The 12,266-nt window shown below is 64.8% G+C and carries 10 protein-coding genes; 5 read left to right on the forward strand and 5 right to left on the reverse strand.

The features are described 5' to 3' along the window. Positions 1-104 precede the first annotated feature (104 nt). A complete protein-coding gene (locus C7438_RS01365; RefSeq protein WP_121443556.1) occupies positions 105-1,166 on the forward strand; it encodes a FecCD family ABC transporter permease in 1,062 nt (353 codons plus the stop codon). Beyond that, positions 1,163-2,050, forward strand: a complete 888-nt coding sequence (locus tag C7438_RS01370; RefSeq protein ID WP_121443557.1) for an ABC transporter ATP-binding protein — start codon at positions 1,163-1,165, stop codon at positions 2,048-2,050. The genes C7438_RS01365 and C7438_RS01370 overlap by 4 nt, the downstream gene beginning before the upstream one ends. Before the next feature lie 68 nt (positions 2,051-2,118). Here the strand turns inward: C7438_RS01370 and C7438_RS01375 are convergent, their stop codons facing one another. After that, positions 2,119-3,135, reverse strand: a complete 1,017-nt coding sequence (locus C7438_RS01375) for an FmdE family protein (protein ID WP_170143469.1) — start codon at positions 3,133-3,135, stop codon at positions 2,119-2,121. 299 nt (positions 3,136-3,434) lie between these two features. Between C7438_RS01375 and C7438_RS01380 the strand changes: the two genes are divergently transcribed. After that, positions 3,435-3,944, forward strand: coding sequence for a hypothetical protein (locus tag C7438_RS01380; RefSeq protein WP_121443559.1), 510 nt, complete (start codon positions 3,435-3,437; stop codon positions 3,942-3,944). Between the two features lie 134 nt (positions 3,945-4,078). Here the strand turns inward: C7438_RS01380 and C7438_RS01385 are convergent, their stop codons facing one another. Beyond that, positions 4,079-4,624, reverse strand: a complete 546-nt coding sequence (locus tag C7438_RS01385) for a hypothetical protein (RefSeq protein ID WP_121443560.1) — start codon at positions 4,622-4,624, stop codon at positions 4,079-4,081. Positions 4,625-4,718: 94 nt separating this feature from the next. After that, on the reverse strand, positions 4,719-5,996 hold the full coding sequence (locus tag C7438_RS01390) for an NAD(P)/FAD-dependent oxidoreductase (protein ID WP_170143470.1): 1,278 nt from the start codon (positions 5,994-5,996) through the stop codon (positions 4,719-4,721). Between C7438_RS01390 and C7438_RS01395 the strand changes: the two genes are divergently transcribed. Then, entirely contained in the window at positions 5,973-7,109 is a 1,137-nt protein-coding gene (locus C7438_RS01395) for a PP-loop family protein (protein WP_245956410.1), read from the forward strand. The genes C7438_RS01390 and C7438_RS01395 overlap by 24 nt on opposite strands. 81 nt (positions 7,110-7,190) lie before the next feature. Here C7438_RS01395 and C7438_RS01400 read toward each other — a convergent pair whose 3' ends face one another. Together C7438_RS01400 and C7438_RS01405 are read right to left on the reverse strand one after the other, a co-directional pair. Beyond that, positions 7,191-8,033, reverse strand: a complete 843-nt coding sequence (locus C7438_RS01400) for an SDR family NAD(P)-dependent oxidoreductase (protein WP_121443562.1) — start codon at positions 8,031-8,033, stop codon at positions 7,191-7,193. A 4-nt stretch (positions 8,034-8,037) separates the two neighbouring features. Continuing rightward, positions 8,038-9,582, reverse strand: a complete 1,545-nt coding sequence (locus C7438_RS01405; RefSeq protein WP_121443563.1) for a hypothetical protein — start codon at positions 9,580-9,582, stop codon at positions 8,038-8,040. Between the two features lie 199 nt (positions 9,583-9,781). Between C7438_RS01405 and C7438_RS01410 the strand changes: the two genes are divergently transcribed. Then, positions 9,782-12,241, forward strand: a complete 2,460-nt coding sequence (locus C7438_RS01410; protein ID WP_121443564.1) for a Lon protease family protein — start codon at positions 9,782-9,784, stop codon at positions 12,239-12,241. Positions 12,242-12,266 lie beyond the last annotated feature (25 nt).

Raw genomic sequence — 12,266 nt, forward strand, 5'->3', positions numbered from 1 at the left:
GATTCACCCGGCAGTCGGCAGAGGGGGGCCTGAGGTAAGGCTCCCCTTTCCTTCGCTCGAAGTGCGGGGGAGGAGGGCAAACTCCGGAGAGGGGGAACCGGGGGATGGTCACGCAACCTTTGAGCGTCGGCCGCAGGTACCAGGGGTACATCCGGGCGAAGTGGGCTGTGATCTTCGCGACGCTTCTTGGCACGGTGATCCTCATGCTCTACGCGATCGTCGCGGGGTCGGCCAACCTGAGCGTCGCTGAGGTCGTGCGCACGCTCCTGGGCGAGGGAGACGCGCGGATGAACGTGATCATTTGGAACATCCGCCTTCCGCGCGTCCTCGCGGCGGTGGTGGCGGGGATGGGGCTTTCCGTCGCCGGCGCCGTCGCCCAGAGCGTCCTTCGCAACCCCCTCGCCTCGCCGTTTACCCTGGGGATCACCCAAGGTGCCGCCTTTGGCGCGGCGGTGGCGATCTTCTTCCTCGGCGCCGGCGGCGCCCGGAACATGGAGCACGTCTTCATCAACAACCCCTACGTCGTCGTGATCTTCGCCTTTGTCGGCTCCTTAGCTACGACGCTCGTCGTGATCTTCCTCGCCAAGATGTTTCGCGCCACGCCGGAGGCCCTCGTCCTTTCGGGAGTCGCGCTGAGCAGCCTCTTTCAGGCGGGTACGATGCTCATCCAGTACTTCGCCGACGACGTGACCGTAGCCTCTATCGTCTTTTGGACCTTCGGCGACATCGGGCGCGCCACGTGGCGGGATCTCGCGATCATGACGGTCGTCGTCCTCGCCGCCACGCTGTACTTCTTTTACAACCGTTGGAACTACAACGCCCTGGACAGCGGCGAAGAGGCGGCGAAGGGACTCGGCGTCGACGTGGAACGCGTCCGGCTTTCGGGCATGTTCGTGACCGCCCTCGTCGCTGCAGTGATCGTGGCCTTCCTGGGAATCATCGGCTTCATTGGCCTCATCGGCCCACACATCATGCGTCGACTCATCGGCGGCGACCACCGCTACCTCATTCCCGCCTCCACCGTCTTCGGCGGCTTCATCCTCCTCGCGTCGGACACCGTCGGTCGCGTGATTATCTCTCCCGTGATCCTCCCCGTGGGGATCGTCACCTCTGCCCTCGGAGCGCCCGTATTCCTCTACGTCCTTGCGAGGGGGTATCGGCGATGATTCTCCGCGTCGACGACGTAGCCTTTCGCTACCGGAGCGTTCCGGTCCTCGATGGCGTTTCCTTTTCCTTGAATCGCGGGGAAGTTCTCGCCGTGCTCGGGAACAACGGGGCGGGCAAATCCACCCTCATCAAGGTCATCAACAAGATCCTTCGTCCACAGCGGGGTACGGCGTACGTAGATGGAAAGGACGTGCGTTCGCTCACGCTTTTGGAAATCGCCCAGAAGGTCGCGTACGTCTCCCAGCGTAACGAGAGCCCGCGCTTTACCGTGTTCGACGCGGTGCTCTTGGGCCGGAAGCCCTACATCAAGTGGGACGTCACCGAGCGCGACATCCAAATCGTAGAGGACGTCCTTCGGCGCATGCGCCTCGAGGACTACGCCTTGCGCTACCTCACGGAGTTGTCCGGCGGAGAGCTCCAAAAGGTCGTCATCGCCCGCGCCCTCGCCCAGGAACCCGAAGTGCTCCTCTTCGACGAGCCGACGAACAACCTCGACCTCCGCAACCAGCTCGAAGTGCTCTCGATCATGCGCGACCTCGTCAAGGAGCGGAAGATCGCGGGAGTCGTCGTCCTCCACGACCTCAACCTGGCCCTGCGCTTTGCCGACAAATTCCTCTTCCTCAAAGACCGCAAGGTCTACGCCGCGGGCGGTCCGGAGGTCATGGCGCCGGAGGTGATCCGCGCCGTCTACGGCGTTTCCGTCGTCGTCACGCACGTCTCCGGCATTCCGGTCATCGTCCCGCTGGAGGCCGAACAGCCTTCTCTGCCGGAGCGAGAAGGGGCTTCTATCCGGGGAGATGGAGCCGAGGACGAAGCGAAACTCCAGGCCGCTGCCGCCGAAACTGCGATGTCGGCGCTCGACGGTAGGAGAAGGCGCGCATGAACACGCCCGGGTTCGGGCGGATCCCGACCCGGGCGTTTTTTGCATACGTCTCTCCGTGCCGCATCGGCTTAGAGGGGATCCGCCAGGTTGAGCGCGGCGAGCACGTCGGTTCCGGGTTGGACGAGGTCCTCGGGACGCGTGCCTTCGGGGAGGGAGATTTCCCGAAGGGTGTGCACGAAGGTCTCCGGTCGGTCCAAATACTCCGCAAAGAGGAGGTCGAGGGCGAGGAGGTTTTCCAGCCGGAAGGCTTCGGCTTCCCGCGGGATTCCCAAAAGCCGGTACGCCTCTTCCCAGCGGAAGCCGAGGATCAGGCCTTCGGCGGGGCTTCCCTCGCGAGGTACGCGGAAGTACACCCCCGCAAGCGTGCGCGCTTCCGGGCGCAGCCGCCCTTTGGAGCGTTCGTTCAGGGGGATTACGTACAAGCCGGATTTCCCCGGCGTGGTGTTCAGGAGGATCTGAAGGGCGTCGTCTTTGCACCAGGGGGGCAGGGAGAGGATGACGTAGCGTTCGTCCGGAGACCGAAGGGGCAGGTGCCGTTTGAGGTACGTGGCGATGAGGTAGCCGCTCGTCACGCCGGGGCAGAGGTGGTCGTGAAACTGGGCGGCGCGCAAGAGTTCGGGGGGTGCTCCGTGGAGCGCGAGGTAGGCGATGGAGACGACGGAAAAGAACGCCCCGCCGAACCTTCCGAAGGTCGCACCACTTCCGCGAAGCGCCTCCGCGGTGAGTTCGACCGTCTCGGTTTCCTCCGAGAGGATCTCTTCAGGGCGAAGTTCTCCGTCTGCATCCCGCTCCCAAGCCGCGTCTCGGACGCGCAAAAAGGCCCCTCGGCGTCCGTCGGTTCCCACGAAGAAAAACCAGAGGGGCTTGTCCGCCGCGGTGTGGACGTCCAAGAGGGTTTCCGTACCCAGGGAAAGTTCGGGGAGGCGGAGGAGTTCGTCCAGGGCGCCGCGCGTGTTCGCCCCGTTGGGGAAGGCGTATCCGGCGTTCGTCAACACGAGACGAAACGGACGGCCGACAATGGTTTCCGCCTGCTCGGCCGCAACCCGGGCGAACCGCGCCGCACGCTTTGCAAACGCTTCCAACATGAGGGTTCCCCCTTCCCCTTGCACCCGCATCGCACGTGACGTGGACGTGCGAGAATGGGTGCTTGCGTTCCCGGATTCCTGCACTTCCACACCCGAAAGTGCAGCGTGCCAAAGGAAGATGAAGTCCTCAACGTAAATCGCATACCCCGTCTGGTACATCGTAGCACAAGATCCACAAACAGGCAATCGTCGGGTGCAGAAGAAGGTGGCGGCGACGGTACGTTGTGCTAAAGTATTTACGAAGCGGGTTCCGGTACGTAGGCATAGAAAGAAATGGAAAAGAAGGAAGAGAGGTCGAGATGAAACTCGCGATAAAGGCCTTGGAAGTTTTGCTCCTCGTCGCGCTTTTCGTAGGGCTCGCGTACCTCGTGTATTCCGCGCTTTTTTCCCCGGGGAGGTCGGTCGCGCAGCACGTCGGAGCGCGCACGGAGTCGCAAGCTGCCTCTCCGCCCTCCGACGGGGGAGGGATTCCGGAGAAGGGCGGCGTCGTAGAAGTACGTCCGTACCAGCACGACGTGGTTCGTCCGGGGACGATGGTCGAGATCCTCTACCGCCTGCCACCGGAGCGGGTGGGCGGAGATACGGTCGACCTCACCAGATTTACGTTCGTCCTCGACGACAAACAGGTTCTCCCCTTCACCGACGTCTACCTCACGTCCGCCCAACCGCCGCTTGCCACGTTTCGCGTGAAGCTCCCCGACCGCCTCGCACCCGGCCTTCACACCGCGTGCTTCTGTTCGAACGCATCGCCGGAAAAGGCACCCTACCCGGACGACAACTTCTGTTGGGTGATCCAGATCCAGCGGTGACGCCCGCGCCGAGGCGCGTTTCGTAAACCGGTTTCCTATGCTTCCGGCCGCGTCCCGCGTGCCCCGATGTTCCTCAGCCGTACGTACGGAAGGCGGGACGGAGTTCGGACTTTGCCCGTCCGCCTTCGGAAGGGCTACACGCCGCGCAAGGTGCGGAGGATGAGCCAGATCTTCGTCCGGACGTAAGGGTCGCCCAAGAGCCTGAAGATCTCCCAAATGGAGGGAGGGTGCGGCCGCGCCTCGAGGTCCTCTCGCGCGAGGGCGTAGGCGTCCCTGAGGCGGGCCAGCGCATCGGAGGCCCCGTACTGCGCGAGGTCGTCGAGCGTTCGGAGGAAGAACGTAAGCGCGTGGGCGTAGGCGGTGAGGCGCTCCGCCGTGAGGAGCTCGCGCAAGGCGACGAGGAGCCCCGTCGCTTCGGCGAGTACTTCCCACGCCCCAGATGCCTCCCACGCAGCAAAGCGGCTTAGCGTTTTGCGCAGCGCGAGCGCGTCCTCCGTCCAAAGCACGGCCTCTCCGCGGGATTCGGCCTCTTGGGAGATGCGGTCGAGGGTGCGGAGGAGTTCCACGAGGTTCGACGTCACGCGGCTTGCCGCGTCGGGGGTTACGAGCGCGGCGGCGGCTTCCGCAAAGGCGAGCGCGTCTTCTCGGAGGTTCGCCGGTGCGCAATCCGCATTGGACACGGGGCATCCTCCTCGCACGCAAGGCGGTTTTCGGCCGCGGGATCCGGGGCGATGCGGGCGCACGTGCCTCGTCTCCACCCGCGGGTATCGGTGGTCATATGAGCCCGAGGACTCCCAACCAGTATGCTTCGTCGTAGGCAAACTTGGCCGCCGCAAAGAGCGGGGAGGGAGGGGAAATGCGCACCCCCTGCCCGCCCGCAAAGGTTACGAAGCTCGCCCGGTCGAAGCTTTCGAAGAGGAAGAAAGCCGTCTTTCCGTCGAAACGGGCGATTTCCTCCCGGCCTTCCAGGCGGTGGACGAGGTTTTCCACGAGCGTCTCGGCCATGAAGTGTGCCGTAGATCCGGCCTTGCACCACGGGGTGAGGGCGGCGTCGCCTATGACGTAGACGTTGTCGCGTTCGGGGAGTCTTCCCGTGGCGGGATCGACGGGGACGAATCCGTTCGAGTGGGGGAGGTTTGCGGCTTCCACGACGCGCGCGCCGCGGTGCGGCGGAATGGCGACGAGGAGGTCGAAGGGGATCCGCGTGCCCAAGTGCGTCTCGATGTAGCGCTCTTCGGGGTGGACGGCGACTGGCCTTACGTTTCGTTCTACGTGGACGCCAAGGCGTGCAAAGGTCTCTTCCATCCAGCGGGCGAGTTCCTCGCGCGGGTGCAGGGTGCTTTCCGGCGTTGCGTACACGAGCTCCGTACGCTCTCGCACGCCGCGGCGCGTGAGGAAGTCGGCCAAAAGGGGGAGGTACTCTGCGGGAGCCGCGGGGCCCTTGAAGGGGGGTGCGACGAAGAACACGATTCGCCCTCCCGAAAACGACCGCAGGGCCTCGTAGAGCCGCGGGGCGCCTTCGCGGGTATAAAAGTTGTGGCTCGCCTCGGCAAAGCCGGGGACGAAGGCGAAGTCGGGCTCAGCTCCCGTGGCGAGGACGAGGATGTCGAAGCGGTGCGTCTCCGCCCCGTGGATCCTTCCCTTGTCTACGTCGATCGCGGACACTTCGTCGACGACGAGGCGCACCCGCCGGTGGACGAAGTCCGCCAGTTTTCGGGTATAATGCGCGAGGGGGCGAAGCCCCAGGGATACGCACAGAAGGCCGCACGCATACGTGTGCTCGCGGTCCTTTGCGTACAGGGAGATACGCACGCGGTTTTCATCGATTTCGCGGCCGAGGCGACGGGCGAGGAGATTTGCCACGCGAAGGCCGGCAAGTCCTCCGCCCACGATTCCGATGTCCGTAGCCAGGGGATCTCCCTCCCCGAAGGCGAGCTGTACACCGCTTGCCCGTTCCGATTTCGCATGTTCTAGCCTTTCCGGGTTTTTCCCTGTACATGCATCGGGACGGCAGAGGAGGCGACGAAGGTGGAACGCGAGCAAAACGTCCACATACACCTCTCTTCCCCGGCGGAAAGCGCCCCGGCGGAAGAGCACTCCTTTTCCCGCAAGGGAAGGCGCTGTAAGATCTGCAAGCGCCCGGCGTACATCGACCTGCCCCAGCACAACATCTCCCTCTGCGAGGAGCACTTCGACGAGTTTTTTGTCCGGCAGGTGGAGCGCACGATTCGCCGGTACCGCATGCTTCCTCCGCGGGCAAAGGTGGTCGTCGCCCTGTCGGGGGGCAAGGACTCGCTCGTCACGGCGCTCGTCCTCAAGCGCCTCGGGTACGAGGTCCTCGGGTTTCACGTCGACCTGGGGATAGACCTCAACGACTACTCGCCGAAGTCGCGCGAGGCGGTGCTCACCTTTTCCCGCCGGTTCGACATCCCTGTGGAGATCGTCTCCCTCAAGGAGGAGTACGGCAAGACCATCCCCGATGTCTACAAGAAGGAAAAGAAGATCTGCCCGATTTGTGGCATGACCCGCCGCCACCTCATGAACGTCTACGCCCTGAAAGCCGCAGAGACCCACGGCGCCTACGCCTTGGCTACGGGCCACCACCTCGACGACCTCGCCGCCCAGCTCTTCGCCAACGTCCTCCGCTGGGATTTCCACTACCTTGCCAAAGGACTTCCCGTCCTTCCGCCGGAAGACGGGTTTGCCCGCAAGATTAAGCCCCTCGCGCTCACGAGCGAATTCGAGATCGTCGCCTTTGCCCAGCTTCACAATGTGGAGTTTGTCCGCTGCTCTTGTCCTCTGGGGAAGGACGCGAAGTTCCGCAAGTACCAATCCATGCTCCGCGCCGTCGAGGCCCTTTCTCCGGGGACGAAGCGGTACTTCTACCAACGGTATACGGAAATCGCCCACATTTTCGCCGAACACGCTCCTGAGGCCCGCCCCGCCTTGCGCAAATGCCTCGTATGCGGCATGCCTTCCTCTTCTCCCGTGTGTTCGTTTTGCCGCATTTGGCGTCCCGAGGAGGCGGAAGCCGCCCTGCGGCAGTACCGCGAACTCACGCTCGCACCCACTACGGGAGGAGGACCGGACGCGGACGAAGCGGGTACCTCCGCCGCATCGTCCGGGGCCTTCGGCGCTTCGGAAGAAGCTCCTCGAGAGGGGTAATGCCGGCCGCCGTCTTTCGGGTGCGAATCGGTCCTTCTCACGAAAACGGACCGGACGCCAAAGCGTCCGGTCCGTTTTTGGTTAGCGTCCCGTTTCGGGAGCGGAGGGGTGTTCGCGCCTCGTTTCGCGTTCCCAGTACGGTCGGGTGACGAGGCGGGCGATGAGGGCGTCGGCGAGGGAGGGCGACAGAGCCTCTCCCCAGATGAGGAAGCGGATCCACCAGGGGACGAAGACGTGGGCGCGCGGTCGTTCGAGGGAGGCGACGAGTTTGTCGGCGACGAGGGCGGGGTCGAGGAAGAGCCAGCGGCGGCTCGAAAAGAAGGGGAGGAAGACGCTTTCGCCGTTGTGGGCGGCGAATTCGGTGGCCGCCGGGGCGGGGTAGATTGCGGTGACGTGGATTCCGAGGGGCCCCACCTCGCGCCGGAGGGCGTCGGCAAATCCCCGCAGGGCGAACTTCGTGGGGGCGTAGAGGACGTACGGCGGCATGGCGATGAAGGAGGCGAGGGAGGCGAGGAAGACGACGTGTCCCTGCCCGCGCCGGAGCATTTCCGGGAGCACGAGGTGCGTGAGGTGGACGGCGGCGCGGAAGTTCACGTCGATCATGCGGTCAATTTCTTCGGGGGTGAGGTTTTTTAGCCAGTCGAGGCGGCCAAACCCGGCGTTGTTCACGAGGACGTCGATGCGACCGAAGGTCTTCCGCGCCAGGTCCACGGCGCGTTCCCGGTCTTCCGGGAGGGTAACGTCTCCGGGCACGACGAGCGTAGGGGTAGGGAGCCTTTGCGCCAGAGCTTCCAGCCGTTCCTTGCGCCGCGCCATGAGGACGAGGCGCGCTCCGCGCGCGGCGAGGCGTTCCGCGGCGAGCGCGCCGAATCCCGAAGAGGCCCCCGTGAGGAGCACGACCCGATCGTTGAGGGAATTTGCCATAGGTTCATCTCTCCTGCGCCCTGCTCGGGGGCCACGGGCCGAGAGGGATCTCTTCCGTCTCGTCCCAGTACATGCGCCCGTCCAGTCCTTGGGTGTAGCGAAACGGTCCCTGCGGGACGCGGGGGGTGATCTCGAGAGCGCCGGCGTCCATCGCCTCCCAGATCACCTGGAAGGGAACTTTGCCGCGCACCCACTTTTCCGCGATGAGCACCCCGTGGCCGGGGATGATCGTAAAGGCGATCGTACGGGGATCGTCGGGGTTTTGAAGGGCCTGCGAGCGAGAAAACGCCCGGCGGATGCCCATCGCTTGGGCTTCCGTAGAGCAGGACACGGGGTAGTGGAAGTATGCTTCGTCCATGGGGACGTACTCTACGACGCGCGGGTCGTACGCGCGAATTCCCCGGTGGCCGTGGAGCTTGGAACGCGCTACGGGAACGGTGTATGTGCGTCCGCCTTCCTCCCACGTCACGCGCGGCAACGGTTCGTCCATGTCGAAGAGCTCTACAGCCTCCGAAGAGGGGGGGTCGTTTCGCTTCCCCAACACGTGGCGCACGACGGCACCTTGTTTGTCCGGCCGAACGCCGACGATGAGGGCGAGTTCGTCGTCTGTAAGTTGCGTCTTGTCAAAGGGGCGGGCGCTTCCCGTGATCGTCGCCACGAGGGCGCCGATTTCCGGTTCCCACGTCGCGTAGCAGCCTTCGCTGTACTGGTCGGCGATGGCGTCGCTCACGGCGGGGACGTGGACGAGGCTGTCGATGGAGATCGTTTCCGTGAAGAAGTCGCGTCGGCCGAACTCGCGTCCCGCACGCTTCATCGCCTTGGGCGCTTCGAGGCGCTGCCAGACTTCCCATGGGAGGGGGTCGGCCACCGTCTCGTGCGCGGTGATCTCCCGCGTACTTACGACGGTGGCGAGGCGGCGTACGACGTTGGCCGCCACGAGGGATTCCTTTTCATCCGGGGACGCTTCCGCGGGCGGGCGGAGGCGGGGGTAGGCGCCGACGAGGTCGAAGAGGTAGGCCTCCTCTAGGGACTCGTCGCCCACGAGGAGGAGGACGCGGATGCTCTTAGATTGCGCCTGAAGCACGCGTTCGAGGAGAAGAACGGGCCCTCCGCGCCGACCTTGGTTAAGGAGGGCTTCCCACGCCGATTCCGCCATCCCCGCGTAGGGGAAGTTTTCGCCGCGGAAGCTCTCGGGATCGGCGAGAAAGGCGCGGGCTTCGTCCAAGGCCCTTTCCCACGCCGCGGTCGGGGCGTGGATCACGCTTACGATCGTGGGCGTCTTCGATAAGCCGAAACGGCGCCGGGCGGTGAAAAGAAGGGCGTCGCGCCAGCGCAAGGGTGTGAAGAAGGGCGCCGGGGTGAGGAGGAGCTCGACGCCGTCCTCGGGATGCTCGAGGAGGTGATGTCCTTCGCGAAGCAAGGCGGCGCGCAGCGCCTCGCGGAAGCTCTGGATGAGCGGCGTGGCGTACGGTGCGTCGACCCAAGCCGCGCGCATCGGGCGAACCCACGGATGGATCGGGGGGAAGGCAGACGTCGAGGCGAAAACCATCGCCGCACCTCCACATCCAAGTACCTCGTCAAAGGGTATTATACCGTCTTCTCAGAACATGCGGGCAGGAGTTTCCAGTTCGCACACCTCCACGCCCTTACGCTACCATGGAGTGGAGTAGAGACGTCGCGGATGCGCTCGCCCTCGATCGGCGGGCTCCGTTTGCCGATTCTCCCGGTGTAGACAAGGAGGCGATCCCGTGGTCACCGTCGTTCGTGGAGAAGACGCACGCCGGAAGATCGATCCCAAGGACCTCCCCTACGAAGATACGTCCGACGTTGCTCCCCTCGAAGGCATTATCGGCCAGGAACGGGCGGCAGAAGCCCTCGCCCTCGGCCTCGAGATTCGCGCCGAGGGGTTCCACGTGTTCGTCGCGGGTTTCCCAGGAACGGGAAGAACGACCGCCGTGCGCAACTTCGTCGAGCGCCTCGCGCGTTCGCGTCCGGTTCCGCGCGATTGGTGCTACGTGTACAACTTTCGCGACCCCCAACGCCCCAAGGCCCTTTCCCTTCCTCCGGGGGAGGGGAGGCGTCTCGCCCATCGCCTCGAAGACGTGGTGGCCTTCCTGCGGCGGGAGCTCCCCCGCGCCTTTGAAGGCGAGGAGTTTCAAAACCGGCAAAAGGAAATCGTTTCCCGCTTTGAGGATGAGCGCCGCCGTCTCTTGGAAGGGCTCAACCGCCGGGCCCTCATGCAGGGGTTTCTCGTACAGATCGGCCCCGACGGCCTCTACATCGTCCCCCACCGGGGCGGGGAGCCCCTCCCGGAAGCGGAACTCAACGCGATGGGGGAGGAGGAACGGAACGAGCTCTTCGCGCGCCGCCGCAAGGTGGAGGAAGACCTGGCCCAGACCTTTCGGGAAATCCAGCAGCGGGAACGGGAAATGCGGGAAGCCCTTAGAAGCCTGGAACGCACCGTGGGAGAGCACATCGTCCAAAGCGCGTTTGCCGAACTCTTCGAAGTGTATGCCGAGGAAAAGGAAGTGCTGCGCTATCTCGAGGAAGTCCGGGAGGACGTCCTCGAACACCTCCCGCTCTTCCTTAAGGGCCCCGAGCGGCCGCTTCCCTTTCTCCCCGCGGAAGATCCCCTCCGGCGCTACGCCGTAAACGTATTCGTGGACCATTCGGAGACAGACGGGGCACCCGTCGTCGTGGAGCGAAATCCGACCTTCCCCAACCTCATCGGTCGGATCGAGCGCGAGGCGGTGCTCGGGATCTTGCGCACCGACTTCACGCTTCTCAGGGCGGGGTCGCTCCACCGGGCGAACGGTGGGTACCTCATCTTGCCGGCGGCCGACCTGTTGCGCGCTCCGTTTGCCTGGGACGGACTCAAGCGCGCCCTGCGCGAACGCTCCGTGGTCGTAGAAGACGTCGGCGAAACTTACGGAATCGTCACCTCCCGAAGCCTCGCCCCCGAGCCCATCCCCCTCGACCTCAAGGTGATCCTCGTCGGCGACCCGTTTTTGTACTTCCTGCTTTACCACTACGATCCCGACTTTCGCGAGCTTTTCAAGGTAAAGGCGGAATTCGGGACTACGATGCCCTACACGGAGGCCAACGTCCGAAACTTCGTCGCCTTCCTCCGCACCCTCGTGGACAAGGAAAACCTCCTGCACCTCGAAGCCTCTGCCGTGGCCGCAGTTCTCGAGTACGCCATGCGCTTGGCGGAAGATCGGGAAAAGCTCTCTACGCGCTTTGCCGACCTTGCGGACGTCGTCCGCGAGGCGCACGCCTACGCCGCGCGCGAAGGCGCCGAGCGGATCTTTCGCGAACACGTCGTTCGCGCCCTGGAGGCGCGCGTCTACCGAAGCGCCCTCGTGCGCGACCTCATCTACGAACTCATCGCCACGGGAACGCTCCGCGTCGCGGTGTCTGGGGCGGAGGTCGGCGTGGTCAACGGGATCGCCGTGAGCACCGTGGGCGACCTCACCTTCGGCCGACCGCAGCGAATCAGCGTTTCCGTGAGCGCCGGGCGCGAAGGAATCCTCGACATCGAGCGCGAGGCCCGGCTCGGTGGGCGAATTCACACGAAGGGCGTCCTCATCTTGGGAGGGTACCTACGGGCGACGTACGAGCGGGAGGCACCGCTCTCCCTCGCGGCGCAAATCGTCTTCGAGCAGAGCTACGACCCAATCGACGGCGACAGCGCTTCTCTCGCGGAACTCGTGGCCCTCCTCTCCGCCCTGTCCGGAATCCCCGTCCGGCAAGACCTCGCCGTCACGGGGTCCGTGGACCAAAAGGGAAACGTGCAGGCGGTGGGTGGGGTGAACGAAAAAATCGAAGGCTTCTACGACATCACCCGCGCCTTGGGCTGGACGAAAACCCAGGGGGTGGTCATCCCGCGCGCGAACCTCCGCAACCTCATGCTCCGCGAGGACGTCGTGCGGGCGATCGAGGCAGGGGAATTTTCCGTCTACGCCGTCGGACACGTAGACGAGGCATTGGAACTCCTCTTGGGCGTTTCCGCCGGTGCGCGCGACGAGGAAGGGGAATTTCCGCCCGACAGCGTACACGGGCGGGTGAGCGCGACGCTCAAGCGCTTCCAGGCGATGCTTCGGGGCACGCCTCCCGTCGCCACCGTGCGTCCACCGGAAGCCCCTCAGGAATCGGAAGCCAAGCTCCCCCCGGAACCTTTTCCTAGGGGGGAAGGGTCTGGGTCGTAGGGGAACGCACGGCTTCGATTCGCGG

It is taken from the genome of Brockia lithotrophica (genome assembly GCF_003633725.1).
Taxonomy (GTDB): domain Bacteria; phylum Bacillota; class Bacilli; order Thermicanales; family DSM-22653; genus Brockia; species Brockia lithotrophica.